This window comes from Parasulfitobacter algicola, from assembly GCF_013315265.1.
In the GTDB taxonomy this organism is placed as follows: Bacteria; Pseudomonadota; Alphaproteobacteria; order Rhodobacterales; family Rhodobacteraceae; genus Parasulfitobacter; species Parasulfitobacter algicola.
Map to the genome: position 1 here is coordinate 32,559 of NZ_JABUFE010000014.1, position 25,775 is coordinate 58,333.

34 protein-coding genes are annotated in these 25,775 nt (G+C 50.0%); 26 read left to right on the plus strand and 8 right to left on the minus strand.

The window, feature by feature from the left end; all coding sequences use genetic code 11:
- Position 1 precedes the first annotated feature (1 nt).
- The 3 genes from HRQ87_RS17465 to HRQ87_RS17475 all read right to left on the minus strand — a co-directional run bounded on the left by HRQ87_RS17465 (position 2) and on the right by HRQ87_RS17475 (position 2,570).
- Positions 2 to 1,030: a LacI family DNA-binding transcriptional regulator gene (locus HRQ87_RS17465; RefSeq protein WP_425501604.1), complete on the minus strand. Its 1,029-nt coding sequence runs from the start codon at positions 1,028 to 1,030 to the stop codon at positions 2 to 4.
- A gap of 92 nt (positions 1,031 to 1,122) precedes the next feature.
- Positions 1,123 to 1,734, minus strand: coding sequence for a sugar transferase (locus HRQ87_RS17470; RefSeq protein WP_174139732.1), 612 nt, complete (start codon positions 1,732 to 1,734; stop codon positions 1,123 to 1,125).
- Complete coding sequence (locus HRQ87_RS17475) at positions 1,731 to 2,570, minus strand: NAD-dependent epimerase/dehydratase family protein (RefSeq protein ID WP_174139733.1); 840 nt, start codon at positions 2,568 to 2,570, stop codon at positions 1,731 to 1,733. Before HRQ87_RS17475 ends, HRQ87_RS17470 begins: the two co-directional genes overlap by 4 nt.
- Before the next feature lie 116 nt (positions 2,571 to 2,686).
- Between HRQ87_RS17475 and rfbC the strand changes: the two genes are divergently transcribed.
- From rfbC to HRQ87_RS17500, 5 genes are all read left to right on the plus strand, one after another.
- Positions 2,687 to 3,250, plus strand: coding sequence for a dTDP-4-dehydrorhamnose 3,5-epimerase (gene rfbC / locus HRQ87_RS17480; RefSeq protein ID WP_174139734.1), 564 nt, complete (start codon positions 2,687 to 2,689; stop codon positions 3,248 to 3,250).
- Between the two features lie 3 nt (positions 3,251 to 3,253).
- Complete coding sequence (gene rfbB, locus HRQ87_RS17485) at positions 3,254 to 4,294, plus strand: dTDP-glucose 4,6-dehydratase (RefSeq protein WP_174139735.1); 1,041 nt, start codon at positions 3,254 to 3,256, stop codon at positions 4,292 to 4,294.
- Positions 4,291 to 5,130: a dTDP-4-dehydrorhamnose reductase gene (gene rfbD, locus HRQ87_RS17490; RefSeq protein ID WP_174139736.1), complete on the plus strand. Its 840-nt coding sequence runs from the start codon at positions 4,291 to 4,293 to the stop codon at positions 5,128 to 5,130. Before rfbB ends, rfbD begins: the two co-directional genes overlap by 4 nt.
- Positions 5,127 to 6,002 (plus strand): glucose-1-phosphate thymidylyltransferase RfbA, encoded by an 876-nt coding sequence (gene rfbA / locus HRQ87_RS17495; RefSeq protein ID WP_174139737.1) that lies wholly within the window; start codon positions 5,127 to 5,129, stop codon positions 6,000 to 6,002. The genes rfbD and rfbA overlap by 4 nt, the downstream gene beginning before the upstream one ends.
- Before the next feature lie 215 nt (positions 6,003 to 6,217).
- Positions 6,218 to 6,535 carry a hypothetical protein gene (locus HRQ87_RS17500; protein ID WP_174139738.1) on the plus strand — a complete coding sequence of 106 codons (318 nt, stop codon included), beginning with the start codon at positions 6,218 to 6,220 and terminating at the stop codon, positions 6,533 to 6,535.
- Positions 6,536 to 6,898: 363 nt separating this feature from the next.
- Here HRQ87_RS17500 and HRQ87_RS17505 read toward each other — a convergent pair whose 3' ends face one another.
- The 4 genes from HRQ87_RS17505 to HRQ87_RS17520 all read right to left on the minus strand — a co-directional run bounded on the left by HRQ87_RS17505 (position 6,899) and on the right by HRQ87_RS17520 (position 10,172).
- Positions 6,899 to 8,320, minus strand: coding sequence for a DUF2793 domain-containing protein (locus tag HRQ87_RS17505; RefSeq protein ID WP_174139739.1), 1,422 nt, complete (start codon positions 8,318 to 8,320; stop codon positions 6,899 to 6,901).
- Positions 8,321 to 8,467: 147 nt separating this feature from the next.
- Positions 8,468 to 9,682: a glycerophosphodiester phosphodiesterase family protein gene (locus HRQ87_RS17510; RefSeq protein ID WP_174139740.1), complete on the minus strand. Its 1,215-nt coding sequence runs from the start codon at positions 9,680 to 9,682 to the stop codon at positions 8,468 to 8,470.
- Between the two features lie 172 nt (positions 9,683 to 9,854).
- Positions 9,855 to 10,001 carry a hypothetical protein gene (locus HRQ87_RS17515; protein ID WP_174139741.1) on the minus strand — a complete coding sequence of 49 codons (147 nt, stop codon included), beginning with the start codon at positions 9,999 to 10,001 and terminating at the stop codon, positions 9,855 to 9,857.
- 12 nt (positions 10,002 to 10,013) lie between these two features.
- Complete coding sequence (locus HRQ87_RS17520) at positions 10,014 to 10,172, minus strand: hypothetical protein (RefSeq protein ID WP_174139742.1); 159 nt, start codon at positions 10,170 to 10,172, stop codon at positions 10,014 to 10,016.
- A 208-nt stretch (positions 10,173 to 10,380) separates the two neighbouring features.
- Between HRQ87_RS17520 and HRQ87_RS17525 the strand changes: the two genes are divergently transcribed.
- The 3 genes from HRQ87_RS17525 to HRQ87_RS17535 are packed head-to-tail and all read left to right on the plus strand — an operon-like array spanning position 10,381 to position 12,469.
- Entirely contained in the window at positions 10,381 to 11,076 is a 696-nt protein-coding gene (locus HRQ87_RS17525; protein ID WP_174139743.1) for a phosphatidylserine decarboxylase, read from the plus strand.
- A 3-nt stretch (positions 11,077 to 11,079) separates the two neighbouring features.
- Positions 11,080 to 11,832, plus strand: coding sequence for a CDP-diacylglycerol--serine O-phosphatidyltransferase (gene pssA / locus HRQ87_RS17530; protein ID WP_174139744.1), 753 nt, complete (start codon positions 11,080 to 11,082; stop codon positions 11,830 to 11,832).
- 19 nt (positions 11,833 to 11,851) lie between these two features.
- A complete protein-coding gene (locus tag HRQ87_RS17535; RefSeq protein ID WP_174139745.1) occupies positions 11,852 to 12,469 on the plus strand; it encodes a class I SAM-dependent methyltransferase in 618 nt (205 codons plus the stop codon).
- Here the strand turns inward: HRQ87_RS17535 and HRQ87_RS17540 are convergent, their stop codons facing one another.
- Positions 12,470 to 14,014, minus strand: a complete 1,545-nt coding sequence (locus HRQ87_RS17540) for a Ppx/GppA family phosphatase (RefSeq protein ID WP_174139746.1) — start codon at positions 14,012 to 14,014, stop codon at positions 12,470 to 12,472.
- A 37-nt stretch (positions 14,015 to 14,051) separates the two neighbouring features.
- Here HRQ87_RS17540 and HRQ87_RS17545 point away from each other — a divergent pair, with 37 nt between their 5' ends.
- From HRQ87_RS17545 to nuoK, 18 genes are all read left to right on the plus strand, one after another.
- Positions 14,052 to 14,552, plus strand: coding sequence for a hypothetical protein (locus HRQ87_RS17545; RefSeq protein WP_174139747.1), 501 nt, complete (start codon positions 14,052 to 14,054; stop codon positions 14,550 to 14,552).
- A gap of 38 nt (positions 14,553 to 14,590) precedes the next feature.
- Positions 14,591 to 14,929 (plus strand): hypothetical protein, encoded by a 339-nt coding sequence (locus tag HRQ87_RS17550; RefSeq protein WP_174139748.1) that lies wholly within the window; start codon positions 14,591 to 14,593, stop codon positions 14,927 to 14,929.
- Entirely contained in the window at positions 14,926 to 15,339 is a 414-nt protein-coding gene (locus HRQ87_RS17555; RefSeq protein WP_174139749.1) for a hypothetical protein, read from the plus strand. The genes HRQ87_RS17550 and HRQ87_RS17555 overlap by 4 nt, the downstream gene beginning before the upstream one ends.
- Before the next feature lie 60 nt (positions 15,340 to 15,399).
- Positions 15,400 to 15,885: a DUF3291 domain-containing protein gene (locus HRQ87_RS17560; protein WP_174139750.1), complete on the plus strand. Its 486-nt coding sequence runs from the start codon at positions 15,400 to 15,402 to the stop codon at positions 15,883 to 15,885.
- Positions 15,885 to 16,235, plus strand: a complete 351-nt coding sequence (locus HRQ87_RS17565; RefSeq protein ID WP_174139751.1) for a hypothetical protein — start codon at positions 15,885 to 15,887, stop codon at positions 16,233 to 16,235. Before HRQ87_RS17560 ends, HRQ87_RS17565 begins: the two co-directional genes overlap by 1 nt.
- 104 nt (positions 16,236 to 16,339) lie before the next feature.
- Positions 16,340 to 16,786 (plus strand): TM2 domain-containing protein, encoded by a 447-nt coding sequence (locus HRQ87_RS17570; protein ID WP_174139752.1) that lies wholly within the window; start codon positions 16,340 to 16,342, stop codon positions 16,784 to 16,786.
- A gap of 151 nt (positions 16,787 to 16,937) precedes the next feature.
- Positions 16,938 to 17,345, plus strand: coding sequence for a DUF5333 domain-containing protein (locus HRQ87_RS17575; RefSeq protein ID WP_174139753.1), 408 nt, complete (start codon positions 16,938 to 16,940; stop codon positions 17,343 to 17,345).
- Between the two features lie 61 nt (positions 17,346 to 17,406).
- Entirely contained in the window at positions 17,407 to 19,422 is a 2,016-nt protein-coding gene (nuoG, locus tag HRQ87_RS17580; protein WP_174139754.1) for an NADH-quinone oxidoreductase subunit NuoG, read from the plus strand.
- 270 nt (positions 19,423 to 19,692) lie between these two features.
- Entirely contained in the window at positions 19,693 to 20,730 is a 1,038-nt protein-coding gene (gene nuoH / locus HRQ87_RS17585; RefSeq protein ID WP_174139755.1) for an NADH-quinone oxidoreductase subunit NuoH, read from the plus strand.
- 1 nt (position 20,731) lies between these two features.
- Complete coding sequence (gene nuoI / locus HRQ87_RS17590; protein ID WP_174139756.1) at positions 20,732 to 21,226, plus strand: NADH-quinone oxidoreductase subunit NuoI; 495 nt, start codon at positions 20,732 to 20,734, stop codon at positions 21,224 to 21,226.
- Positions 21,226 to 21,927 carry a DUF4259 domain-containing protein gene (locus tag HRQ87_RS17595; protein ID WP_174139757.1) on the plus strand — a complete coding sequence of 234 codons (702 nt, stop codon included), beginning with the start codon at positions 21,226 to 21,228 and terminating at the stop codon, positions 21,925 to 21,927. The genes nuoI and HRQ87_RS17595 overlap by 1 nt, the downstream gene beginning before the upstream one ends.
- Positions 21,924 to 22,313 carry a carboxymuconolactone decarboxylase family protein gene (locus HRQ87_RS17600; protein WP_174139758.1) on the plus strand — a complete coding sequence of 130 codons (390 nt, stop codon included), beginning with the start codon at positions 21,924 to 21,926 and terminating at the stop codon, positions 22,311 to 22,313. Before HRQ87_RS17595 ends, HRQ87_RS17600 begins: the two co-directional genes overlap by 4 nt.
- Entirely contained in the window at positions 22,306 to 22,713 is a 408-nt protein-coding gene (locus HRQ87_RS17605) for a carboxymuconolactone decarboxylase family protein (protein ID WP_174139759.1), read from the plus strand. Before HRQ87_RS17600 ends, HRQ87_RS17605 begins: the two co-directional genes overlap by 8 nt.
- A complete protein-coding gene (locus tag HRQ87_RS17610; protein ID WP_174139760.1) occupies positions 22,710 to 23,321 on the plus strand; it encodes an NADH-quinone oxidoreductase subunit J in 612 nt (203 codons plus the stop codon). Before HRQ87_RS17605 ends, HRQ87_RS17610 begins: the two co-directional genes overlap by 4 nt.
- A gap of 653 nt (positions 23,322 to 23,974) precedes the next feature.
- A complete protein-coding gene (locus HRQ87_RS17615; RefSeq protein ID WP_174139761.1) occupies positions 23,975 to 24,373 on the plus strand; it encodes a hypothetical protein in 399 nt (132 codons plus the stop codon).
- The gene (locus HRQ87_RS17620) at positions 24,370 to 24,921 is read left to right on the plus strand and encodes a hypothetical protein (protein ID WP_174139762.1); all 552 of its coding nucleotides are present in this window, start codon (positions 24,370 to 24,372) and stop codon (positions 24,919 to 24,921) included. The genes HRQ87_RS17615 and HRQ87_RS17620 overlap by 4 nt, the downstream gene beginning before the upstream one ends.
- A complete protein-coding gene (locus tag HRQ87_RS17625) occupies positions 24,918 to 25,469 on the plus strand; it encodes a hypothetical protein (protein ID WP_174139763.1) in 552 nt (183 codons plus the stop codon). Before HRQ87_RS17620 ends, HRQ87_RS17625 begins: the two co-directional genes overlap by 4 nt.
- On the plus strand, positions 25,466 to 25,771 hold the full coding sequence (nuoK, locus tag HRQ87_RS17630) for an NADH-quinone oxidoreductase subunit NuoK (RefSeq protein ID WP_174139764.1): 306 nt from the start codon (positions 25,466 to 25,468) through the stop codon (positions 25,769 to 25,771). The genes HRQ87_RS17625 and nuoK overlap by 4 nt, the downstream gene beginning before the upstream one ends.
- Positions 25,772 to 25,775: the final 4 nt, after the last annotated feature.

Below are 25,775 nucleotides of genomic sequence, written 5' to 3' on the forward strand. Positions count from 1 at the left end.
TTTATCCCCGTTTCAAAGTGTCGCCAAAAGAAATCTTGGGCGATAATTCAATAGCTTCGGGTTCGTCAGGCCCATCTTCAGCGCAGCGTTGTGCAATGATCTGCGCGGCTTTGCGACCGATTTCGCTGCGACAAGCATCCATCGTGGCCAATTGGCGTGGAAGGCCTTGCAGTAATTCGACGCCGTTAAATCCAGCCAACCCGATTTCAGAGGGAATATTAAGACCTTTTTCCAGCAAATACAGCAATCCACCCGCACCGATCATGTCATTGGAATAATACAGAAAATCCAGATCAGGCGAACGTTTCAGCATCGCTTCAGTCATCTCGCGGCCTTTGGCCAATGCTGACCCACCATCGTAAAATTCCTGATCTGCAACCTCAATACCCTCTTTGGCCAATGCCTCTGTAAAGCCCTCAAAACGTTTGCGCGCACGGTGATCCATTGGCATTTTCGTGCCCATAAATCCGATGCGACGGTATCCTTCGGCGGCGATCGCCTGGGCCATCATACGGCCCGCGCGGCGATGCGAAATACCAACCATGCTGTCTACGGGCGTGCCGTCGACATCCATAATTTCAACAATCGGAATACCTGCTGCCTTTAGCATTGCGCGCGTGGCGTCCGAATGTTCGACACCTGCAATAATAACGCCAGAGGGACGCCAGGACAGCATTTCATACAGAACCTTTTCTTCCTTTTCGGGAAGATAGTTCGTCACACCCACCACAGGCTGCAAAGATGTTTCGTCCAGCACCGCGCTGATACCGGTCATCACTTCGGGAAATACCATATTTGACAGCGATGGAATGATGACGGCCACCAGATTGACACGCTGCGATGCCAGGGCGCCAGCGATTTTGTTGGGCACATATCCGAGCTGCTTGGCGGCTGCTAGAACCTTGTCACGTGTATTTTCACTGACATCGCCGCGTCCGCGCAAGACACGGCTTACCGTCATCTCGCTGACGCCAGATGCCTCGGATACATCGCGCAGGGTCAAAGGGCGTTTTGGGGGCAGTGAAGTCACGTAAGACGGCCTTGAATTACCATTGTTTCATTCTTGTTAGTCCCTAAATCCACGCTTGTCCAAGGGCACGCGTCGTCAGCAATCCTGCTTGATCAAAACCGCATCACTTTTGCAATGGTCTTCCAGATTAGCCAAAGATCAAAGCATATCGAAGAATGGGCTGCATATATTCGATCAAGACGTGCCTTTTGCGGGACACAACGGCGGCGATAAATCTGGTCGGTTTGATCTGCCGATGTCGCTTGTGCCAAGATTATTTCTTCGTGTTTGTGAAATGCCAGTGTTGCCAAACCGGTGATGCCGGGGCGGTTTTTCAAAACATCCTGATAAAGATCAGGGAAAAGATCAACATACCGGGGCAGGGGTGGGCGCGGTCCCACAAAGCTCATCTCGCCCAACAGGATATTCCAAAGTTGGGGCAATTCATCCAACCGGTATTTTCGCAAAATGCGTCCAAGGGGTGTAATGCGATGATCTTTATCTGCGCCAGACACCCCGCCGCCGTCATCAGCCCCGGGTGTCATTGTGCGGAATTTCCAAAGCGTAAATAGCTGGTTGTGTGTCTTCATTCGTTGCGTACCAAATAAAATCGGGCGGCCATCGCGGATAAGTATCATCGCGGCGATCACAAGCATGATTGGCCAAAAAATCGATAGGCCGAGCAGGGATAAAATAATATCCAATATCCGCTTTTGCACTGTCATGATAAGTGTTTGACTTGATCAATCATCACATCAGGTGCTGCGCTGTCGGCTGGTATATCAACTAGTTTTTGCAGTTCTGCCGTGTCCATTGTCAGCCGTGGAATTGCCCCTTTGGGTGCGGGTTGAAAGTGCCAATCGCATTGGGCCGCCTTTAACAAATCTTCCATATGCACCGGGGGCGTTGCGGCAATGTTCAGGATCATAGGCGATTGCAGCCTGTCTAAATTCAACTCGATAAGCTGCCGGATCACATCGGCCAGGGTTTGTGGGCCGATATAACTGCGCAATGGCCCGCGCCCGTCGGGTAACTGATCAAGGCCAACACGGCCTGAATTTATCAGGGGTAAGCTATCCGCGCCCACCACATTGCCAAGACGCAGCAAAAAGATGAATGGATCGTCGGGCCGAAGCTGATTTAGAACGGTATCCTCCATCTGACATTTTGCAAGACCATAAGCCCCGACTGGCTGGCGACGCGCGATTTCCGAAACATCATCATCCGAGCCTCCATAAACAGCAGCGGAGGATATCAGGATAACGCGATTTACCCCCGCAGTTCTTGCCGCGTTTAAGGCCGATATCGCAAGATCAGTGTTCAGGCGCAGCTGATCTTTGGACCCAGACGTCACACCGGCAAGATTTAAAATAACATCGCAATCCTGCGCCGCAAGCGACAGGGACGACGGATCAGACACAGGACAAAACTGAATAGATTGCAGATCATCCAATGGCTTTCGCGACTGCCAGCAAATATCCATTTCGGCATCGGCCCAAACTCTACGCAGGAAAGTGCCGATTTTGCCCGACGACCCCAGAACAAGTATTTTTTTCGCCACTCTTTTATGCCACCCACTTCATGTGCAGTCATATTGCGAGAGCAAGCATTGAAGTTGCAACACAAATACGCGCAACGGGATTTGTAACTTGGGATCAAACAGGGAATACTGAACATATGCAAATAACCAAAACTGATCTTCCCGGCGTTTTGATTTTGACCCCCAAACGATTTGGTGATGCACGCGGTTTCTTTTCCGAGGTGTATAATCGCAAGACTTTGTTGGATCACGGCATTGATATCGAATTTGTTCAGGACAATCATTCCCTTAGTGTTGATGTGGGTGTTTTACGAGGATTGCACTATCAGACCCCACCGCACGCGCAGGACAAACTTGTGCGGGTTGGTGCGGGCCGAATTTTTGACGTTGCGGTTGATATAAGGCGCGGATCGCCCAGTTATGGAAAATGGATCGGGGTTGAGCTGTCTGCGGATAACGGCAAACAGCTTTTGATCCCAAAGGGTTTCCTGCACGGCTTTGTCACGTATGAACCGAGTACTGAGGTATTATACAAATGCTCTGACGTTTATGCGCCCGATTGTGATGGGGCCGTTCATTACGCAGACCCTGAGATTGGTATTGATTGGAGCATTGAAACGAACAAAGTGATCTTATCCGACAAGGATGCATCTGCGCCGTTTATGGCCGATTTTGAAAGCCCTTTCCGTTATGAAGAATAGAACATGAGACTGTTGGTAACCGGCGGGGCCGGTTTTATTGGATCGGCTGTCGTGCGGAAGGCCATCGCCGCCGGCCATCAAGTGATCAATCTGGATGCGCTGACCTATGCGGCTTGTCTTGAAAATGTGGCCCTGGTCGCGGACAGTCCGAATTATGTCTTTGAACATGGCGACATTCGCGACGCGGCATTGCTTCACGCGGTATTTACAAAACACAAACCTGATGCGGTGATGCATTTGGCCGCCGAAAGCCATGTCGACCGATCCATTGATGGTCCCAGTGCATTTATCGAAACCAATGTGACGGGCACTTATAATCTGTTGCAAGCAGCGCGACAGCATTGGATGGATCAAGGCAAGCCGGATGCTTTCAGATTTCACCATATATCGACTGATGAGGTTTATGGCAGTTTGGGGGAAACGGGTAAGTTTACGGAAACCACGTCCTATGCACCCAACAGCCCCTATTCTGCGTCCAAAGCCGCCTCAGATCATTTGGTCAGGGCATGGGGTGAAACTTATGGGCTGCCTGTTTTGGTCACGAATTGCTCGAACAACTACGGGCCTTATCACTTCCCCGAAAAGCTGATCCCGGTTGTGATCTTGAATGCACTGCAAGGGCGTCCTATTCCGATCTATGGCAGTGGTGAAAATATTCGAGATTGGCTTTATGTCGAAGACCACGCCGATGCGCTTTTAACAGTTTTGGCGAATGGCAAAGTTGGTCACACCTATAATATAGGCGGCGACAATGAGGTCAGGAACATCGATCTTGTGCGCATGATCTGCGCCGTTCTGGATGCCATACGCCCGAAAGCTGCCCCCTATGCCGATCAGATTGAATTTGTCACGGACCGTCCGGGTCACGATCTGCGCTATGCCATCGATGCATCGCGTATTCAAGACGAACTGGGCTGGCGTCCGTCGGTCACATTGGAACAGGGGCTTGCAATGACGATTGACTGGTATCTTGAAAACGAAAGCTGGTGGCGCGCGCTTTTGAAACGCGATGGTGTGGGTGACCGACTGGGTATATCAGTATGATCCTTGTTTTCGGAAAAACGGGACAAGTTGCAACTGAACTGGCAAAACATTCAAATGTCACCGCACTTGATCGCAGCCAAGCCGATCTGGCCAGGCCGAAAGACTGCGCTAGAATCATCGCCGACTTGAAACCCCGCGGTATCATCAATGCGGCGGCATACACTGCCGTGGACAAAGCTGAAGACGAAGAGGATCTGGCGACACGTATCAACAGTGATGCACCTGCTACGATGGCGAAAGTCGCCGCGCAACTGGATATTCCTTTTGTTCATATTTCGACTGATTATGTATTTGATGGATCGGGTGAAAACCCTCGGCATCCGGATGACAGGGTTAATCCACTTGGGGCATATGGACGTTCAAAACGAAAGGGTGAACAGGGGATTGTGGCCGCCGGTGGGCAACATGCTATTCTGCGGACTTCTTGGGTTTTTTCAGCGACTGGCAATAATTTCGTGAAGACCATGCTGCGCCTTGGGGCCACACGCGAAGAACTGAATATTGTTTCAGATCAGATCGGTGGACCAACGCCCGCTGTGGCCATTGCTGATGCTTGCCTGACCATGATTAGGTCACCTGGCACGCCGGGAATATATCATTTATCTGGCAGTCCTGATGTCAGCTGGGCTGATTTTGCGCGTCAAATTTTCAAGCAGGGTAATATTGCTTGCAAAGTTCACGATATCCCATCGACACAATACCCGACGCCTGCAAAACGCCCGGCGAATTCGCGACTGGATTGCAGCACGCTTGAGGCTGAATTTGGCATAAAACGCCCGGATTGGGCAGCGCATCTTGGCCCTATTTTGACTAGTTTAAAGGAAGCCGAAGCATGACCAAACGCAAAGGTATTATTCTGGCCGGTGGCTCTGGCACGCGGCTTTATCCGATTACATTGGGTGTCTCTAAACAGCTGATGCCGATCTATGACAAACCCATGATTTACTATCCGCTAAGCGTTCTAATGCTGGCTGATATACGCGAGATTGCCATTATCACCACGCCGCAAGATCAGGCGCAGTTCCAACAGCTTTTGGGCGATGGATCGCAATGGGGCGTGCAGCTGACGTATTTAGTGCAACCTTCGCCTGATGGCCTTGCACAGGCCTATATCATTGCCGAAGATTTTCTAACTGGTGCACCTTCTGCCATGATCCTTGGTGATAATATTTTCTTTGGTCATGGACTGCCCGAGTTATTACAGAATGCTGATCAAAAGCCTGTTGGCGCGACTGTATTTGGCTATCATGTCGCTGATCCCGAACGCTATGGCGTGGTCGATATGAATGACAACGGTACGGTGCGTGCGATCATTGAAAAGCCCAAGACACCACCATCAAATTACGCTGTAACAGGTCTTTATTTTCTGGATGAAATGGCCCCCGAACGGGCGAAGCAAGTCACGCCTTCGGCGCGCGGTGAACTGGAAATCACAAGCCTGCTTGAAATATATCTGGCGGATAACGCTTTGAATGTCGAGCGAATGGGCCGTGGATTTGCATGGTTGGATACAGGCACACACGGATCACTTCTTGATGCCGGCAATTTCGTAAGGACACTACAATCGCGACAGGGAATGCAAACCGGTTGCCCCGAGGAAATCGCATTTGAAAAGCGATGGATTACAATAAAAGAACTCAGCAAAGCAGCCGATCAGTTTGAGAAGAACGACTATGGAAGCTATCTACGTATGTTACTTAAGGACTAGAATAAAATACGTTTGATAGGCTTTAAGCCATGAACCACGCAAAACCACATGACATGGATACGTTAAATGTCTCTTAGAAAAACGCTTTCGCGCGAATTTCTATATTTAGCAGCAGTTTGGAGTAAGAAAAAACAAATAGCTAAAAAGAACCTGACCAAACTAGAGGTAGTGTCGATCCGCGGTATTGTTATTCTGTATGGTTACGTCATCTATAAATGATCAAATCCATTGATTCAGAATTCGCGCCAAAATCCATCGTCGAAATTGGCCCGGGCGATACGATTGGGATTGGTATTGCAACGCTTATAACGGGTGCAGAAACATATACAGGTCTTGATGCACAGCAATATGCGAAACCCGAAGAAGCGAGCAAAAATGTTGATGCCTTAGTCAAACTTTTTGAGGAACGTACACCAATTCCTAACAAACCACCTTTTGAGAAAGTGAAGCCATACTTGGAAAATTATGATTTTCCCGACTTTCTTAATACTGATTTAATCTGTCTAACGTCAGCGCTTGTGGGACAGATTTGAGGTTTTCGTAACGGAGGATATGTATCACATCAGATTGATTTTAAATCACACGGAACATCATATTTCTGGAACGGTCATTGGACATATTCAGAACCGCAGTGGGAAATTGTAGAAGATCATAAAACGTTTCGAAATATCAACAGATTAGGTTTTTCAGAACATAAACGCCTAATTGAGAAAAGTGGATTTGAGATACGTTATGTCAAACGCGTTGAAGCAAAAAATCAACTCAAAAGGCGTCACCTTGCAAAACGTTGGAAGTATCTTACAGATGAAGATTTGCGCACATCCAGCGCATATATTTTCGCAATTAAAAAGTGTAAGAGTTAAAATATCCCCCTACTATAGTGGGGGGATATTTTATTATACATAAATTCCATTTGCGCTTGCTGTTCCAGCACTATCCCCAGGCAAGTAAGTCGCGCCGCCACTATTTGTGTTTATGATTCCACCGGCCCAGCAATTGTACCGCTGACCCGTTGCTGACCCACTGAAGACAGTGCCTGCCAGTTCTGCAAAGCTGCCGTTAAAGCAACCCATAAACTGATCTGAAAATCCAATCGCACTGTTTATAGTCACAGTCACAGCGCTAATCTTCAGGCTGGATAATGCTGTCAGCTTTACGTGCTGTGCTGCTGCGCCATTGATTGCATAGTCCCCAGTGATTGTGCAATGCGCGTGATCCAGATTGATATGAGCCATTCCGCCAGTTCCGAAATTCACACCATTCAGGGTCATCTGTGCGCCACTTTTACAATCAAGACAGGCACCTGACCCGGTCGCTTCAAGCGTCATGCCGGACAGTTTCAAATTTCCGGCCGATACAACGATAACTTCGGCGGCGCTGCTAAGGACTACATTTTCAGGGGCGATGGGATTACCCAAAATCTCAAGCTCTTTCGTGCCGATAATCGGTTGATCAATGTATACAGGGGCGCTTAGGGCGTAAGTTCCGTCAGCCAGCTGAATACGCAAAACGTGCCCACCCGCATCGACCGAAAATGCAACCTGAACGGCTTGTGCCAAACTGGCCAAGGGGCTGTCAGATGTATTGCCTGCGTTGGCATCATCACCGGATGCGGGATCAACATACAGTGTCATATCCGCTGTCAATTGCCGACGCACGCCACCTGATGGAAATTGAACGGCACCTGTGCTGGCATCAAAGGCCAGACCGGTAAACCAGGTGCCGCCGTCATCGCTGACCTTGATCGAAAAATCAGTTGAACCCGCGAGGCCCATTTCTGCGTGACCTGACCAGTTGCTTTGAAACAGCAGTGACGCTGTATCTGCAGCACTGTTTTTATTTAACTTTAATTGATGACCATTGCCTGCGTGACTGAACAATGTCGCATTAGATGAGACCGCGAGTTTATTGGCGGTATCTGCCGTCGTATTGATTCCGACACCGGGTAGGTTGTTCAGATCATCCGCTACAAGACCGCCGGTCGCTGGACCCCAGGCCGCGCCATCAAAAACCTGAATGTCCTGCGTGTCCGATACATAACATAACCACCCGGTTGCAGGGGTGATAAAGGTCCAGGCACCGTTTTCAGATTGTGCGATTTTGGTATCTTTGCCAGCCCAAGCCCTCGTTCCGCCAAGCGGCACGATATAGCGATCACCATCCGTCACAATGACGGGCGGGTCGCGGCGATCGGCCTGTCGCACAGTTAACTGCACGATACTGTCCAGCATCCGAATGGCTTCGTTATGCGTGACGTGTTTCTGAGCCTGCGAAGGCTGGATGTAGGGCAGTGACAGAATAGGCGATGTATCTGACATCGGGGCCTCCGGTTTAAAAATCATCGGGGCCAAATAAACACTTTGATAACTTACGAATTTCTTGCGCCGTCGCGCGAAGGATTTACGTTTGATTAATAATTTTGAAGGGGCCACCAAAAGGCAGCCCCTTCATATCAAAAAGCTAAGTTATTCCAGACCCATACAATTTGCGTAATAGGTCACTGTTGCGGGCCAGTCGCTGAAAATGCCAACGACACCAACATCCTGGGCCAGTACGTCGATCAGTTCGAACATGACACCATCATTATCGGTTACGTCTGCAATTGACTGATAATACCAACCGCCGCCGGTGTTTAGTGGACCAGAGCGTTCGATGGTCCAAGTGATGATGTTCAAATCAGCATCTTTAGCCTGTTTGGCATACTCCGAGGGAACAATCTCTCCGTTTTCAAGTGTGACCAAAACCCAGGTGGGAGGCGCGATATAGTTCACTCCCATATCTTTCAGGTCCTGCATCGAATGCGTCCATGTGGATGGATCCATCGGTGACCAGCCTTCGATGTCATAGCTGTCATCCAAGTAAACCGCCTGTGCGCCGAATTCTGGTTCGTTCTCAATCCAATATAAAACATCGTCCAGATTAAAGGACTGCGCCCATACATCTGATGCCGGAATACCAGCTGCTTTGTATTCATCGATCAGCTTTTGCGCATAATCCTGTTGGCTGAACCCGTCAAATGGCATATCGACCGAAGGACTTTTCAGCTCAGGTGTGAATTTGGCACCCATGGACTTGAACAACTCAATCGATTCTGCATGCGTCATCAATGTGCCGCCATCAGCCGAATATAAATCCGTACGCCAACCTGCTGTCGCGTTCATGTATTCTTCGACAGTTGTGGCGCTGTTGTTGCCTGCATCCATTTTGCCGGACAGCGTTTTGAACTGATTCAACGTCAGTTCAGACGTGCGGCATTCAACTGCGGCGTTTGTATCACCAGATGCAGCTGTGAAAGGTGTCGCGCAGGTCGAAGCCAAGTCAGTTGCCAGAATGTTTGTGGATGTGTGCAAATCATTCTGCGCATGACGGCACACCAGTTCCTTATCTTGCGTAAATGTTACATCACATTCCAGAATGCCAGCGCCCATGCGTGCCGCAGCAAGATTGGATTCAACTGTATGTTCAGGAAATTGCATTGGTGCACCGCGGTGACCGATCGAAAAATTACTTTGTGTAAATGGACCGGCTGCACAGGACAGCAGCTTTTCTTTCAGCGCGCTGTCTTCCATACGGTCGATCAGAAAATATGGGCGTGGACCCACCTCAACAACTTCTGCAATAAGCGGCGCGGCAAAAAGCGCCAACACACAACCACCAAACGTCGATTTTAGATTATTCATTGATAGTCCCCAGTTTTGTATTGGTATTCACCTAAAACACTGGGACCATAACAGTCTTATGACAATTTAATAAAGTGCGGCGCGGCAGATACTTGGTGAACCCGCCAGCAGCCGACTTAGAGGCATCCCCATAATTCGCCCGGGGATACCAATTCCATCAGAGTGGAGGGAATTAGTTATCTTCGCTTGTATCGATCAACCAGCCGCCTGGTCCTGCGATTTCATCTGGCAACATAATCTTGGCCATTTCGTGCAATGTGCAAACTGCCAGCAGGCTCATCGCAACTTCGAAGAAAGTGATTTGTTGAAGCAGGTCCATGATCGTCTCGCCTTATGTTTTGTTAATTATGTGATGACGGCTGAACTGGGCGGAAAAGTGACCAAAGCTGGACGGTTCAATATCTTCTTTTGGGAAAGCTCTGGCCAACAATAAGTCTTTTGTTGGGCAAGCTTGGTCCAAAAATACATATTTTATTTTTATAACAGACATTTAGATCAGCCCTACTCATCTAAAGCATATGTGGCAAATTATGCCTTCTTGCGGTTCAGATGTTTCAAGTAGCAGCTTATTCCGTTAATAATTTCCTAATGACATCTTTTTTGCAGGCTTGTCTGCATTCAACAATAATTTAGATTGCTTGCCTTAAAGCATTTCGCCGTTAAAGAAGACCACTTAGATCGGAATTTAGGAAAACTGCATGACAATGCTTGGTACGTTTATAAAACCTGTACACCGTGAAGGGTATAAGTTTATCGCGATTTTTGCGGTCGTTACGGCGCTTTTGTTCCTTTTACCGATCAAAATATTTGGTTGGGTTGGTGCGGGGCTGACCGTCTGGTGCTATTACTTCTTTCGTGATCCCAAACGCACAACACCGGATCGCGAGGGATTGATCATAAGTCCCGCTGATGGCGTTGTGTCTATGATCGAACCAGCCGTTCCACCGGAAGAACTCGAAATGGGTCCCGATGCCATGACGCGGATCAGTGTTTTTATGAATGTTTTCGATTGTCACGTGAACCGGGCGCCGATTGGCGGGATTGTCGACAAGGTTTCCTATCGCCCGGGGAAATTTTTAAATGCGTCACTGGATAAGGCCAGCGTTGATAATGAACGTAACAGTCTTGCTATCCGTATGGCGGATGGGCGTAAACTGGCCGTTGTTCAAATCGCGGGATTGGTCGCGCGCCGGATTGTTTGTGATGTTGCCGAAGGTACGGGGCTTGAAACCGGTGAACGCTTTGGCATGATCCGCTTTGGATCACGACTTGATATATACCTGCCTGATGGTGTGCAGCCGATGATCGCAGTTGGACAAGCGGCCTTTGCAGGTGAAACGGTTCTGGCGGATCTGAAGTCGGATGAAGCTGCCCGTACCGCAATAACGCGCTGACGTATGGATGATAAAAACACAAAACGCGACGGGTTGCCGCTTTTAAGCCTTTTGCCCAACCTGGTCACTTTGCTGGGTCTTTGTGCTGGGCTGACCTCTATCCGCTTTGTGATGGCAGATCGGTTTGATATTGCGGCTGGGTTGATCTTGCTTGCCGCCCTACTTGACGGAATGGATGGTCAGTTGGCCAGACGGTTGAATGCCACCAGCAGCATGGGGGCCGAACTGGATTCACTGTCTGATTTTCTTTGCTTTGGTGTGGCACCTGCGTTGCTATTGTTTCAGCTTGGCTTTCAGGATGCGCGCGGGATCGGTTGGATTTGTGCGCTGGTCTACGCCAGTTGTTGCTGTCTAAGATTGGCGCGCTTTAATGTCATGACCGATCAGGAAAATTTAGATCCTGAACTGAAAAAAAACCATTTTGTCGGTGTTCCGGCGCCCGCCGGAGCCTTGTTGGTAATGTTACCAGCTTTTTTGACATTCCAGGGCGTGATCAACGCAAACGATATCCCGATCATATTTTCACTTTACATGGCGCTTGTGGGTGTTCTGATGATCAGTAAGCTTCCCACAATTTCGGCTAAATCTCTTGTCATTCCCAAAAACCGAATTGCCCTTTTGTTCATTGCAACGGCAGTTTTGGTTGGGATGTTACTGACACAGTTCTGGCTGTCGATGATCCTGATCAGTGCAATCTACATTGCATCTTTGATCCATTCATTTATCAAGTTGCTGCAAAATAAAAATAAAACGTAACCCACTTCGGAGACTTCTTTTGGATATTTCAGACATCAAATCATCCTACAAGCGATGGGCCCCGATTTATGACAAAACCTTTGGCGCGATCACACGAATTGGCAGACGCAAGGCTGTTGAATATATCAACAGCAAGCAAGGCAATGTTCTTGAAATAGGTGTCGGTACCGGCCTGTCTTTGCCGCATTACAAAGGCCATCTTCACATTACAGGTATAGACGTATCAACGGATATGCTTGAAAAAGCCCGTGAGAAAGTCGAAAAAGAAAACCTAACCCATATCAAGCAGCTTCTTGAAATGGATGCACGGACGCTAGACTTTCCGGATGATCATTTTGATACTGTGGTCGCTATGTATCTGGTGTCTGTTGTGCCTGAACCTGAAAAGGTACTGGCCGAAATGGCGCGCGTGTGCAAGCCGGGTGGCGATGTCCTGATTATAAATCACTTCAAGCGCGATACTGGGCTTTTGGCTTTTCTCGAACGCATGCTGGCCCCGCTTGCTAACAAAATTGGCTGGCATTCTGATTTCGATCAAAGCCGCGTTTTGGGCGACCATCGTCTTACGGTTGCCGAACAGAAAAGTTTTCCGCCCTTTAAATTGTTCACCTTTTTACGACAGTCCAAATCCGCCTGATCAGGATTTTATCTTTACATCCGTTTCAGCGCCCAAGGCGCTTGCAAGCGATTGAAACCGTGCCTGGGCCACTTCGCTGAAAAGCGGGGCTGCATGGTTTGTCAAAATCAGCTCAAGACGCTTTTTCTTGGGATACCAGTTCAGTTTCGCCATTGGTTCATCCGGTTGCATCCAAAGCATTGCCCCAAAGCGCATGGCTTTGCCCAGAACTTCAGCTTCGGTTTGGGACTTTTCGTCGATCATGTCGTACATATCTTCAAAACGCGTCCCTTCGCGTTTATTGCGGTAACGGTGCAAAAGGGCCAAGCCCAGATAAACGCGTTCAGAATGTTTTAGCCCGCCAAGATTGGACCTGGTGGCATTATCAAAACAAATCTCAGCCCGGTAATCAGGATGCGCACGCCAACTGACGTCATGCAGAAGACAGGCCGCTTTGATCAAACGCCTATGAGCTTCGGATACATTTTTAAACAACGGCATGATGAAGTTATAAAGCGTTCTGCCAAATCCCGGCATACGGGCATCTTTGGCTTCGGCAAAGCGGCACGCTTCAATCAACGGATCCCTGTCACGCAGGCGCTGTGGCATTTGTTCGTACAGCATGCCTTCGCGGATACCATAGCTGGAAATTGCTATATCGCGTGGCTTCACCACGCGAACAAGTTGCTGCAGCACTTCAATTGCGATCGGCACCAATGCCATCCGCGCGCCTGAAATACTGCAACGCTGGCGTAGTTCTTCCAAATCCGATGTCTGGATCAGTTTTGCCGTCGCCGAGACAGACCGCGCTGACATCCGATATTCGTGTAGAACATGCAGTGGGTAATTGCGACGCTCCATATCGATACGCGCAATGGCGCGCCATGATCCGCCAACCAGAAACATACGATTGGACTGAGGCCCCATTTTTGCCTGCAGGTCAGACAGCGTTTGTGCGATGTGTGCTTTTCGACCCTTTTTGCCGCCCTTGATATCTTGAAGCTTCAAGGGCCCCAGGTTTGACGATACGCGTTTGCCCACACGACCATCTGAGATTTCGGCCAACTCCATGGATGACCCGCCGATATCACAGACCAAACCATATGATCCAGGCCACCCCAGTAATACGCCTTGTGCAGAAAGGCGTGCCTCTTCCTCGCCGTCGATCACCCACAATTTCAAGCCTGTTTCGCGCAAAACCTCATCACGAAAATCTGCGCCATCTTCTGCTTCTCGTACGGCCGCTGTTGCAACTGTGGTTAAAGGCGTGATCTGCATGCCTTCGGCCAATGCCTGAAACCGTCTAATCGCGGCCAATGCGCGAATGCGTCCTTCGGGGTTCAACGTTCCCGTATCAGATAATCCAGCACCTAATGCGCACATGATTTTTTCATTATAGAAATAAGCAGGGCTTCGCGCCGCACCATCAAAAACAACTAGACGAACTGAGTTTGATCCGACATCCACAACCCCAACACGGCTTAGCGCACGGGCGGAGACATCATTGAACAAAGGTCTGCCAAACGGTCCCCAATCTTCGTTTGCGGGTTCACTTGTACCGTCCATGGAGTCTCTCCGATCTTGCGGCACAATGCGCTGTGGAATGGTTCCGCGTCAATCTTGCAAAGTTGAAAATATTCGGAAAATAGAACAAAATCGCAATAGGTTCCTTCAAATGCTAAACCACCTTGCAAAAGCGCGTTTTTACAAAATGAATAATATACTGATTTCAGGTTTGATCTTAGCTGTTTTCTTGCTTTCGGGCTGCAGTAATCCTGACGTCACACTCATTTCAGAGCGAGAACATGTCACGCGCAGCTCAGTATACCGCGCGGATGGGCGTGTGGTGTTGGTGCAATCGATAACCGGAATGCACGAACAGTCGGTTTTTGAACAAACCGATCCCGCCACAGGCGAAACATCCATCATAGAGGCATTCCCTTTCTATGACGTGGTTCGGGCAGGCGTCCAAGGTGGCTTATCTGTTGATGATCGCGTTTTGGTCACTCAGGCCATAATCGCACATTGCGGCGTCGAACGGTTAAGCTATCCACCGTACTTTAATGAAGATGGAAATTATTGGAATGCAGAGCACTGTTTATAAACTTTATAAGGTACCTTAATGATGGAGCTTTGAACGCTATGAATAAAACCATTTTGAAGAAATTAATTCTATCTATCGCACTACTGATTAGCGCCTGTAGCCCATATCACATCGAAGAAGTGCAACGGGACTATGGTGGTGACACACCGGACGGAATAATATTTACCGCAATTGGTTATACGTTTTCGGTTAGCGGCAGTGATCTTGGCTCTGATAGCTTGGCTGTCGCGCAAGGCGCGCTTAAAAAATACTGTACACGTCGCGGAAAAAAGCTTGTTCTGACACCCCCAAACGAACAAGCAGGCTGGCCATCTTATAGCCTAAACTTTCCGTCGCAAAAACAAAACACCTGGGTGATTGAAGGACAATGCGTATGAAATTCAGATATCTATTTGCACTTTCATTCTTAGCGATTGCTGCTTGTGGCAGCACCAGTGAAACAAATGTGTCGCAAAACGACCCTCGGATTGCGACACTTTTAACATGGCCGCTACCACAATATTATGCCAATTTGCGCATCGCAAAGCGCATCACGGATCAATGCGCGCGCTATAGCTATGATCTACGCCTTGATAGCGATATTGCCGAAAAACGTAACCGCAATGGTATCGGATCAGTTGCAGCCCTTGGTCAACGCAACGCGATTGATCTTGAAACAAGTGTCAAGCGACGGTCTTTTGAGGCGATCCACAATGTAGATTTGAACGGCAGCAACTTGTGTGCCGCTGGCGATGCCGAACGTGCGCGGATGACACCGCTTAGTGTTTTGCTTGTCCCAGATCGCTAACATTTGCAAATGCCTTTTGTCTAAGTTCTAATCAAAAACGACATATTGAAAGGATCTATTATGCATCTTGCTGAACTGAATATCGGTCGTCTTGTGGCCCCGACACATGATCCACGGGTCGCAGAATTTATGGAAAACCTTGATCGAATCAATGGCATGGGCAAGCGCATGCCTGGGTTTGTCTGGATGATGGAAGGGTCGGGCGAACCTGGCACAGGCAATACAGACAATAAAATTGATGGCGATCCGTTGTTGGTATCAAATCTGACCGTTTGGGAAAGCGTCGAGACATTAGAAAATTTTGTCTGGAACACCGTGCACCGCCAATTTTATGAACGCGGCCCGGAATGGTTTGAAGTTATGGGAAAGATGCACTTTGTCATGTGGTGGGTACCCGAAGGTCATCAGCCTACGCTGGAAGAAGCTTTGGAAAGATTGGATCACCTGCAAGAAAATGGCGACAGTGACCATGCGTTTGGTTGGGACTATCTGAAAGAAGCAAAACTTTGGCGCAATCACGGTTGCACACAGGTGGCAGCTGAATAATGGATTTTCAGATTTTTTCAATTGCCTTTGGGCTATTAGGGTTCGCAAGCGCGGTCTTCACCTCAATCGCGCTTATGATAATTTATCGTTTTACCGGACACTCTGTTGGGACATCATTGTTTGGACTAACACCTTTTCTGGGTTGGTTCATTTCAATCATAGCATGGAGGTTCGTTAATATGATGGCAGCGTCTACCGAGAGTGTTTTTCTTTATCAATTGGGCGTTCAGGCGATCGTTATGATCGTGTCGCTATCAGGTTTGGCGATTTTGATGTTCAGTATTGCATTGGGCAAAGCGCCACTGGTGATGAAATCCGGGAATGATCAAGTGGCTCAAACATACGAATGACAGACTGTCGTATTGCGGGATGTGATGTCAGATTTCAGACTGGCCGAAAAACACATTTGCGATTATGCAAGACCAGTAATTTAAGCTTAGGAAAGAGTAACGATATGCGTGGTGTAATTTTAAACTATGATGCCCGGACAGCCCAAGGGATTATCAGCGGCGAAGACGGACAGCGATATACCTTTGCTGGAACAGATGTTGATGGCGATATTCGCCGCACAAAAGCGGGGGCCAAGGTCGATTTCAACAACCACGAAGGGCGCGCCAGTTCAATCTATGTGATGTCCGGTGTGGCGTCTGAAGAAAAATCAAAAATTGTCGCCGCGCTATTGGCCTTTTTCCTGGGTGCGATTGGCGTGCATAAATTCTATTACGGTGCCACAACCGCTGGTGTGATCATGTTGGTCGTGTCGATTGGCGGCGCAATTTTTCTGCTGATCCCCACCCTAATCATGAGCATTATCGCCTTTATTGAATTTATTGTCCTGTTGGTCCGCTCAGATGATGAGTTTCAGGAATTATATGTTGAAGGAAAGCGCGGTTGGTTCTAAGTATTTGAAAGTAATATGAATATTTAGATATCATAAGTTTGAATGCGCTGGAAACTGCCACATGTTATTGTATATCACTGGGGTGCAAACCATCTGCAATACCCAAGGACCACGTATTGTGGGTATTGAAAAAAGCAGGAGAAACGAAGTGATGCGACATATGTTTTCACTTATATGCGCGCTTGTGATCGGCGTTGGTTTTGCAGCACAGGCCGATGCGCGCGAACCTTTGAATAAAAACAAACGGATCAATAATGAATTATTGGCCGCAGCGATTGGCGATGAAATTCGCAAGAACTGTTCAACAATTTCCGCACGGATGTGGGTGGTTTATAACAAAGGCCGTGCATTGGAAAACTATGCACAAAGCCTTGGGTTCACTGATGATGAGATTGACGATTTCATGGACTCAAAAGTTGAACAGGAACGGATGAAGGGACTTCGCAATCGCTATCTTGCACAAAATGGTGTGACAAAGGGCGACGAGGCGTCCTATTGCCGTTTGGGCGAAAAAGAAATAGCTGACAGAACATTGATCGGGTCACTGCTTCGCAGATAATGATCTGTTCAGGGTTTCAATGACAGTCGCCCGTTTGGGCGACAAAGAGGGCGAATAAAAGATGAGCGACCTGCGCAAGATCATCATCGACGATAACGAAGTTGAGGTGGACGGGGCGATGACCCTGATCCAGGCCTGTGAGGAAGCGGGGATCGAAATTCCGCGGTTCTGTTATCACGAACGTCTGTCGATTGCGGGCAACTGCCGGATGTGCCTGGTTGAGGTCGTGGGTGGCCCGCCCAAGCCTGCCGCCAGTTGCGCGATGCAGGTGCGTGATCTGCGCCCCGGCCCCGAAGGCCAGCCGCCTGTCGTCAAAACCAACAGCCCGATGGTCAAAAAGGCGCGCGAAGGCGTGATGGAGTTTTTGCTGATCAACCATCCCTTGGACTGCCCGATTTGCGATCAGGGCGGTGAATGCGACCTGCAGGATCAGGCGATGGCCTATGGCGTTGATTTCAGCCGGTTCCGGGAACCCAAGCGCGCGGTTGAGGATCTGGATCTGGGTCCTTTGGTCGAAACCCATATGACGCGCTGCATCAGTTGCACCCGCTGCGTGCGGTTCACGACCGAGGTCGCCGGGATCACTCAGATGGGTCAGACGGGCCGGGGTGAGGATGCCGAAATCACGAGTTATCTGGGCGAAACGCTCGATTCGAACCTGCAGGGCAATATTATTGATCTGTGTCCCGTGGGTGCGCTGGTGTCGAAACCCTATGCCTTTACCGCGCGGCCGTGGGAGCTAACGAAAACCGAGTCGGTCGACGTGATGGATGCGCTTGGGTCGAACATCCGCGTTGATACCAAGGGGCGCGAGGTCATGCGTTTTCTGCCGCGCAACCACGACGGCGTGAACGAAGAATGGATTTCCGACAAAACGCGCTTTGTCTGGGACGGTCTGCGGCGCCAGCGGCTGGACCGGCCCTATGTGCGTGTGGACGGTAAGCTGAAGCCTGCGACCTGGCCCGAGGCGCTGGCGGCGGCGGCTACGGCGATGAAGGGCAAGAAGGTTGCCGGGCTGGTCGGTGATCTGGCCCCGGTTGAGGCAGTCTTTGCCTTGAAAGAATTGATAGAAGGGCAGGGTGGTTCTATCGAATGCAGGACAGATGGCGCAAAATTGCCCGCTGGCAACAGGTCTGCTTACGTGGGAACGGCCACAATTGAAGACATCGATACTGCTGAAATGATCCAGTTAATCGGAACAAACCCGCGTGTTGAGGCCCCAGTCCTGAATGCTCGCATCAGAAAAGCCTGGAGCCATGGCGCGACCGTTGGCTTAATTGGTGAACCGGTCGATCTGACCTATGATTATGTGCATGTTGGTGCGGATCGCGCCGCACTTAAAAAGATTGCCAATCAGAACATTGGTGCGACTAAGGATAAAGAAAGCATCGTTATTGTTGGCCAAGGCGCGCTTCAGGAAGCAGATGGTGAAGCCGTTCTGGCCCTTGCGATGCAACTGGCAGAAAATACCAACTCCAAACTGTTAATCCTGCATACTGCCGCATCGCGTGTGGGTGCCTTGGATGTGGGGGCCATAACTGATGGCGGCATGGACGCGCTTGGTGACAGCGAAGTTATCTATAATCTGGGCGCAGATGAAATCGACATCGCCCCAGATGCTGTTGTCATATATCAGGGCAGCCACGGGGATCGCGGTGCGCACAGGGCAGATATCATACTTCCAAGTGCGGCCTATACCGAAGAACAAGGATTGTTTGTCAACACCGAAGGTCGGCCACAGCTTGCCTTGCGCGCGGGCTTCCCCCCCGGTGAGGCCAAGGAAAACTGGGCCATTTTACGGGCGTTGTCCGCCGAAATTGGCGCGACGCTGCCGTTCGATAGTTTGGCGCAATTGCGTCAGGCTCTGATCGCCAAGGTTCCGCATCTGGCACAGATTGACGATGTGCCTGAAAACGCGTGGCAGCCCCTGCCGGTTGGAAAACTGGGCGATGCTGATTTCCGCAATGTGGTAGGTGATTTTTATCTGACGAACCCGATTGCAAGGGCGTCTGAGCTGATGGCCGAATTAAGCGCAAATGCAAAGGCGCGTCAGACAACGAAAATCGCGGCAGAGTAACGGATCAAAAGACTATGATGTCTTGTGGCGCTGTGTTCTTTTGGCACGGTATGGTTACATTGGCGTGATCGTATTTAAGGAAGATTCAAGCCAATCCTATGCTTCATTCTGTCATTAAGATGTAATTTGCGCGACATCTGCGCACAAGAACGTTGGAATGGGCTGGAAATTCGTTCCAAGATGCTGTTAACAGCAAGTCGCTAGCGCTGGTTTGACCAATCTGATCGTGCCTGCCGCAGGGAACAAGGAATACCGACGGTATGAGGAACAATGGCTGAGTTTCTGACCACGAATGCGGGAATCGCATTTACAATCGCTTTGCAATGCCTGTTGGTGATTGGCTTTGTGATGATTTCGCTGCTGTTTCTGGTTTACGGGGACCGTAAAATCTGGGCCGCTGTGCAAATGCGTCGGGGTCCGAATGTGGTGGGTGCCTTTGGTCTTCTGCAAACCGTGGCTGACGCACTGAAGTATGTTGCAAAAGAAATTGTGATACCTGCGGGTGCGGATCGGTCGGTCTTTATGCTGGCCCCAATGATCAGCTTTGTGCTGGCAATGATCGCCTGGGCCGTGATCCCTTTCAATGATGGCTGGGTTCTGGCGGATATCAATGTCGCCATTTTGTATGTCTTCGCCATTTCCTCGCTTGAAGTATACGGTGTCATCATGGGCGGATGGGCGTCGAATTCGAAATACCCGTTCCTTGGTTCGCTAAGGTCGGCTGCCCAGATGATCAGCTATGAGGTCTCAATCGGTTTGATTATCGTGGGCGTTGTCATATCATCCGAGTCAATGAATTTCGGCAAAATTGTCGCTGCGCAAGACGGCGGTTGGGGTATGCTAAGCTGGTACTGGTTGCCGCATCTGCCAATGGTATTTTTGTTCTTCATCTCGGCGCTGGCTGAAACCAATCGCCCGCCGTTTGACTTGCCCGAGGCTGAATCAGAACTGGTCGCAGGTTATCAGGTGGAATACTCGTCGACCCCGTTCCTTTTGTTTATGGCCGGTGAATACATCGCTATCTTCCTGATGTGCGCGTTGATAAGCTTGCTGTTCTTTGGCGGTTGGCTGTCCCCTGTGCCATTCCTGCCCGATGGAGCCCATTGGATGATCGCAAAAATGGCGTTCTTCTTCTTCCTGATCGCGATGGTCAAGGCCATCACGCCCCGCTACCGCTATGATCAACTCATGCGCCTGGGCTGGAAAGTGTTCCTGCCATTTTCGTTGGCCTGGGTCGTCTTTGTTGCCTTTGCCGCCCAATTCGGCTGGTTCTGGGGCACCTATGCCCGTTGGAGTGTTGGAGGTTAATATGACCCAGATCGATTACACCCGTGCGGCCAAATACTTTCTGCTGGTCGATTTTTTCAAAGGTTTCAAGCTGGGCTTTAGGTACTTCTTTGCGCCCAAGGCCACGTTGAACTATCCCCATGAAAAAGGCCCGCTTAGTCCGCGGTTTCGTGGTGAACATGCGTTGCGGCGGTATCCGAATGGTGAAGAACGCTGCATTGCGTGTAAGCTGTGCGAAGCTGTTTGCCCGGCGCAGGCCATTACGATTGACGCAGAACCCCGCGATGATGGCAGTCGGCGCACCACACGCTATGACATTGATATGACCAAATGCATCTATTGCGGGTTCTGTCAGGAAGCCTGCCCGGTGGACGCGATTGTCGAAGGGCCGAACTTCGAATTTTCGACCGAAACGCGGGAAGAGCTGTACTACGACAAAGCCAAACTGCTGGAAAACGGTGATCGGTGGGAAGCGGAAATTGCCCGCAACCTTGAAATAGATGCACCATATCGCTGATGGGCACCTGGGGCATACATAGCTTTGACAATGACGACGCAGCTGATCTGCTGGCGGCGCTGGAAGAGGCTGATCATCCCTCTGACCGGGTGGAAGCTATCCGAGAGGTCTTTGGTGCAGCCTTTGGGACGGAATATATCGATGCGGATATTGGCGCCACAGCCGTTGCCGGGGCCGAAGTGATTGCCGCTGCTTTGGGACAACCGCGCACGGGCGATCAGGCGGATCCATTTGGCCTTGCGGCCTCGGTTAAGTTTTATGACGATAGTCTTGGTATGGCACTGGCTGTGCTTGGTCAGGTCCGTACGGACGCATCTGAGCTGGTCGAGTTGTGGGATGACAGCGACGAGGCAGACGACTGGCGCGCCAGCCTTGCGGACCTTGAAGCGCGGCTGCGTCAGGCCGCGAAGGCCCATGATCTGAACCCCGATTTTACGCAGCCACGCCCGGGTGATTTGCCGGATCTTGCGGAAAGATTGGAAAACAAGCAGATCAGTGTTGATATTCTGGAGGAATATAAGGCCGAGCTGGAAAAGTTGGCCGACCAGAAAAAGGGCGACCCATCGGTCGAGGTGCTGCGTCAGTTGGGCCGCAAGATCTTTCGGATGCATAACGATATCACCAATCTGCATTATGCGATCACCCAAAGCATCGATGAGCTTTCTCTGCGGATCGACCGGCTTGAGGGAAAAGGCAAATGACCAGCGATGCCTATCAGCGCGGCAAGGCCAAGGCCGAGGCGACAAACCCCGGCATCGAAGAGACCCTGCGCGATCGTTATGATGACCTGCTGCCGGGCTTTTCCAAGACAATGATGGAAGTGCCTTTTGGCCATTACTACACCCGCGGCGTTCTGGATGACAAAACGCGGTATCTGACCACGGTTGCTGCTCTTACAGCCTTGGGCGGGCAAACTGCGCCACAGTTGAAAGTGCATATTCGCAATGCTTTGCGGTCGGGCGCTACGAAATACGAGGTGGCAGAGGTCATTAATCAAATGGCTTTGTATGGCGGTTTTCCAGCGATGATTAATGCGCTAAATGCCGCGATTGAGGTGTTTGAAGCGGAAGAGACCAGCGATGACTGATCCCAAAAACCCATTTGAGTCCATGATGGCACAAGGCCAGGAATGGGCCAAGGCGCTGAATCCTGGGCTTGAAACGTTTACACCCAAAGGGTTTGAGGCGATGTGGCCCACGATGCCGAAAGAGGTCATGGAGACCTTTATGGGCAAGACATTTAATCCGGACGGTCTGGATGCCAAGACACGGTTGTTGCTGACTTTGGGTGCGTTGACCGTTCTGGGTGCGCAGGCAGAAGCGCAGGTGCGCATGACCGTGCGGCACGCTGTGGAAGCGGGTGCAACAAAGCAGGAAATCGCGGAAACCATCGCCCAGATGGGTGTGTTCGGCGGAGTGCCTGCAATGACCAAGGCCATGGAACTGGCCAACGAAGTTTTGGACGGGAAAGAGGATAAAGACGCATGACAGTTGCCGTGATCGCCTTTTACGCCTTTGCGATAACCACAATCACCGGTGGCCTGTTTACCGTGATCAGCCGCAACCCTGTGCATTCCGTGCTGTGGCTGATCCTGGCCTTTCTGTCATCCGCCGGGTTGTTTGTTCTTTTGGGCGCCGAATTCGTGGCGATGCTGCTGATCATTGTTTATGTCGGCGCGGTCGCAGTGTTGTTTCTATTCGTCGTGATGATGCTGGATGTGGATTTTGCCGAGCTGAAGGCCGAAATGGCGAAATATATTCCGTTAGCCTTGCTGATCGGTGTGGTGTTGCTGATGCAACTTGCGCTGGCTTTTGGAGCTTGGGAGTTTTCAAGCGGTTTCGAAGAACGTCTGGCGGCCAATACCCCCACCGATATCCATAATACGAAGGCTTTGGGATTGTTGATCTATGACGATTACATCCTGCTGTTCCAATTGGCCGGTCTGATCCTGCTGGTCGCCATGATCGGCGCCATTGTACTAACCCTGCGTCACCGGACCGACATCAAACGTCAGGACGTTCTGGCCCAGATGTACCGCGACCCCGCAAAAGCGATGGAGCTGAAAGACGTCAAACCGGGGCAGGGGTTGTCGTAAATGCGAAGCGGTACAATCCTTGCTTTTGTTATCGGTTTATTCGTTGCGAATGCTGCGATTGCTTGCTCATTTTCGGTGCCACCAGAAGGGTATGTGCCTTCGCCTATTTCAAGCAAAAATGATTGTAGTTTCAACCGCGACGGATTGTATTGGCCGACCAATGGTCAAGCTGCGCAGAATTTAGGAAACGCCCGCATTTCGCAGCTTATCGGATTAAATCGCGGAACCGCTGTTATCGTTTCAGATTGCAATACTGCCGAGACGATAACCATATTTGGAAAAGACGACGGTGAAGAAGATTCTTGTGGTCAGCCATTTGAAATCGAATCTCATATAAAGCCATCAGGTCGTTTTGATCTGACAAAGGGGGGTGATTTGGTACGCGTGGCCAGCAGAGCAAAGCGCGCAGGTTTCAAGGTAAGCCTTGGCGCATCACACCTGAACATTTCTGAACCTTCAAACAGACAGATCAATGCATTTTGTGGGTGTGGTTTATATTATCCCGATAGCAATGCGGGGCGGACCCAATGAAATGGCAGCCAGGCAAAATTTGTTGTCGCAAGACTTCGGGAGGAGTTATAGGGCGCCTAACAGTCCTGTCTATTACCGTTTTGCTTCTTGGAGGGGCATCGCAATTTGGCCCACAAGAGTGTGTGACGCAGTATATACATCATTCGACGCTGGCACCGACGGATTATGGTAATGGTGTCATACTCGATCACAGACAACATGCAGGCTATCATGGCGGTGATTATTGGGGTGCGTCGCGCGTTGCTTTGGTCGACTGTAAAACGAATGCCGGGATTCTGCTGACCAGGACGGCGACAGATCATGACGGCAAGCAAGTCATCAGCAAAAGCCGCGCCGTTGATCGTATTTTGAAAGCTGGACAAGGCAAAGATCACAAAGAATTATTCGATCTGGTCGAACGGCGCGCAAAATGGAACCGCGTTCCCTATCAGTCTTTTGCAATGAAAGATGAAGTCTGCGGGTGCAAAGCATTCTATCCGGAACTGGTCGTTGGAAAGAAACCCTATGAGGTCAGCCAATGATGGGGTTTAAAGACAATCTGCGCATTATGATGGTGTGTTCGTTTGTGGCTATCATGCCTGCGGCGTCATATGCTTTGGGGGTGTGTTATATACCAGAGCCGCCCACTGAAGCAGAGTTGGCAAAGCCGCTTCAGCAAAGTGCAGACTGTAGTTTTGTTGAGAGCACTTATTTTGCCCCCAATATAGGCGAGCCTGCAGTTGATCTGGGGGCAGGACGTACTTTGCAAATCGTAAAGTCACTCAGAAGATCAGATTTAATCGTGGCAGATTGCCGTAGTGCAGAGGTGATTACCATATTTGGTAAAAATGATGGCGCTGAAACCTGCGCTAATTCTGTTATTGAGCCGCATATCAAGCCCGAAGGTCGGTTTGATTTGACCCGGGGCCGGGATCTGACCCGTTTGGCGATATTGGCAAGACGTAATAATTTTGATGTGAAGCTTGGGGAGGCGCACATCAATATGTCGCGCCCAGCTAATAAGCAGATCAATGTATTTTGTGGGTGTCGTCTTCATTATCCCAATTCAACATTGGGTCGCGCGCAATGAAAACAGGGTTGCTTTCCATTGTCAGTTTACTTGCAACCGCTTTGATCGCGACATCCGTTCATGCGTGTTCTCTGGTTGTGGATGAACGCGCTTTGCCCGGGCTTCAGGATTATTTGAGCAACAAACCTGTCCAGCAAGATGCTGTTTGTGCTGTTCAGAATGGGGGCGTTGAGGATTGGTTGCGTTTGGGCCCCGCCCAGGATGTTGGAAATGGCCGTGTTTTCCAGACGTATGGGTCTGAGACTGCGATCGTGACCGACTGCAAAAACAATGAATTCATTCATCTTTTCGGTAAGGTGAACGAACTGCAGTCGACGACATGCGGAGCGTATCTTGAACTGTCAATTTATCTTCCGCCGAAGGGATCTTTTGATCTGGCGCATGGTGCAACGTTACAGGAATTTGCAAGCTATGCACAGGCAGAAGGTATGGGTATAGACCGTCCCACCGCAGAGCATCTTTACAACAGCCCGCGTCGCCGTGATCGGTTCGACATATTTTGTGGTTGTAAGATTTTCTATCCAGACTCAGCAGGAGCTGCGAAATGATCGGACTTGAACACTATTTGACTGTCGCGGCGATCCTGTTTGTGATCGGCATTTTTGGTCTGTTTCTAAACCGCAAGAATGTGATCATTCTGCTGATGTCGATTGAACTGATGCTGTTGGCCGTCAACATAAATCTGGTGGCCTTTTCCAGCTTTCTGGGCGATCTGGTGGGACAAGTGTTCACCCTTTTTGTTCTGACCGTTGCTGCGGCCGAAGCGGCGATCGGGTTGGCTATTCTGGTCTGTTTCTTCCGGGCGCGCGGGACGATCGCGGTCGAAGATGTGAATGTGATGAAGGGATAAGGGC

Bases quoted from the DNA above. Each gene is read 5' to 3' on its own strand.
- rfbA (WP_174139737.1), top strand. From the start codon at position 5,127: ATGACCAAACGCAAAGGTATTATTCTGGCCGGTGGCTCTGGCACGCGG.
- HRQ87_RS17625 (WP_174139763.1), top strand. From the start codon at position 24,918: ATGAAAACAGGGTTGCTTTCCATTGTCAGTTTACTTGCAACCGCTTTG.
- HRQ87_RS17500 (WP_174139738.1), top strand. From the start codon at position 6,218: ATGATCAAATCCATTGATTCAGAATTCGCGCCAAAATCCATCGTCGAA.
- HRQ87_RS17575 (WP_174139753.1), top strand. From the start codon at position 16,938: ATGCGACATATGTTTTCACTTATATGCGCGCTTGTGATCGGCGTTGGT.
- HRQ87_RS17545 (WP_174139747.1), top strand. From the start codon at position 14,052: ATGGTTCCGCGTCAATCTTGCAAAGTTGAAAATATTCGGAAAATAGAA.
- HRQ87_RS17505 (WP_174139739.1), bottom strand. From the start codon at position 8,320: ATGTCAGATACATCGCCTATTCTGTCACTGCCCTACATCCAGCCTTCG.
- nuoG (WP_174139754.1), top strand. From the start codon at position 17,407: ATGAGCGACCTGCGCAAGATCATCATCGACGATAACGAAGTTGAGGTG.
- HRQ87_RS17550 (WP_174139748.1), top strand. From the start codon at position 14,591: ATGAATAAAACCATTTTGAAGAAATTAATTCTATCTATCGCACTACTG.
- HRQ87_RS17520 (WP_174139742.1), bottom strand. From the start codon at position 10,172: ATGTCTGTTATAAAAATAAAATATGTATTTTTGGACCAAGCTTGCCCA.
- rfbD (WP_174139736.1), top strand. From the start codon at position 4,291: ATGATCCTTGTTTTCGGAAAAACGGGACAAGTTGCAACTGAACTGGCA.
- HRQ87_RS17595 (WP_174139757.1), top strand. From the start codon at position 21,226: ATGGGCACCTGGGGCATACATAGCTTTGACAATGACGACGCAGCTGAT.
- HRQ87_RS17470 (WP_174139732.1), bottom strand. From the start codon at position 1,734: ATGACAGTGCAAAAGCGGATATTGGATATTATTTTATCCCTGCTCGGC.
- HRQ87_RS17600 (WP_174139758.1), top strand. From the start codon at position 21,924: ATGACCAGCGATGCCTATCAGCGCGGCAAGGCCAAGGCCGAGGCGACA.
- HRQ87_RS17620 (WP_174139762.1), top strand. From the start codon at position 24,370: ATGATGGGGTTTAAAGACAATCTGCGCATTATGATGGTGTGTTCGTTT.
- HRQ87_RS17515 (WP_174139741.1), bottom strand. From the start codon at position 10,001: ATGGACCTGCTTCAACAAATCACTTTCTTCGAAGTTGCGATGAGCCTG.
- rfbB (WP_174139735.1), top strand. From the start codon at position 3,254: ATGAGACTGTTGGTAACCGGCGGGGCCGGTTTTATTGGATCGGCTGTC.
- HRQ87_RS17540 (WP_174139746.1), bottom strand. From the start codon at position 14,014: ATGGACGGTACAAGTGAACCCGCAAACGAAGATTGGGGACCGTTTGGC.
- rfbC (WP_174139734.1), top strand. From the start codon at position 2,687: ATGCAAATAACCAAAACTGATCTTCCCGGCGTTTTGATTTTGACCCCC.
- nuoI (WP_174139756.1), top strand. From the start codon at position 20,732: ATGACCCAGATCGATTACACCCGTGCGGCCAAATACTTTCTGCTGGTC.
- HRQ87_RS17560 (WP_174139750.1), top strand. From the start codon at position 15,400: ATGCATCTTGCTGAACTGAATATCGGTCGTCTTGTGGCCCCGACACAT.
- nuoH (WP_174139755.1), top strand. From the start codon at position 19,693: ATGGCTGAGTTTCTGACCACGAATGCGGGAATCGCATTTACAATCGCT.
- HRQ87_RS17570 (WP_174139752.1), top strand. From the start codon at position 16,340: ATGCGTGGTGTAATTTTAAACTATGATGCCCGGACAGCCCAAGGGATT.
- HRQ87_RS17605 (WP_174139759.1), top strand. From the start codon at position 22,306: ATGACTGATCCCAAAAACCCATTTGAGTCCATGATGGCACAAGGCCAG.
- nuoK (WP_174139764.1), top strand. From the start codon at position 25,466: ATGATCGGACTTGAACACTATTTGACTGTCGCGGCGATCCTGTTTGTG.
- HRQ87_RS17510 (WP_174139740.1), bottom strand. From the start codon at position 9,682: ATGAATAATCTAAAATCGACGTTTGGTGGTTGTGTGTTGGCGCTTTTT.
- HRQ87_RS17610 (WP_174139760.1), top strand. From the start codon at position 22,710: ATGACAGTTGCCGTGATCGCCTTTTACGCCTTTGCGATAACCACAATC.
- HRQ87_RS17565 (WP_174139751.1), top strand. From the start codon at position 15,885: ATGGATTTTCAGATTTTTTCAATTGCCTTTGGGCTATTAGGGTTCGCA.
- HRQ87_RS17525 (WP_174139743.1), top strand. From the start codon at position 10,381: ATGACAATGCTTGGTACGTTTATAAAACCTGTACACCGTGAAGGGTAT.
- pssA (WP_174139744.1), top strand. From the start codon at position 11,080: ATGGATGATAAAAACACAAAACGCGACGGGTTGCCGCTTTTAAGCCTT.
- HRQ87_RS17555 (WP_174139749.1), top strand. From the start codon at position 14,926: ATGAAATTCAGATATCTATTTGCACTTTCATTCTTAGCGATTGCTGCT.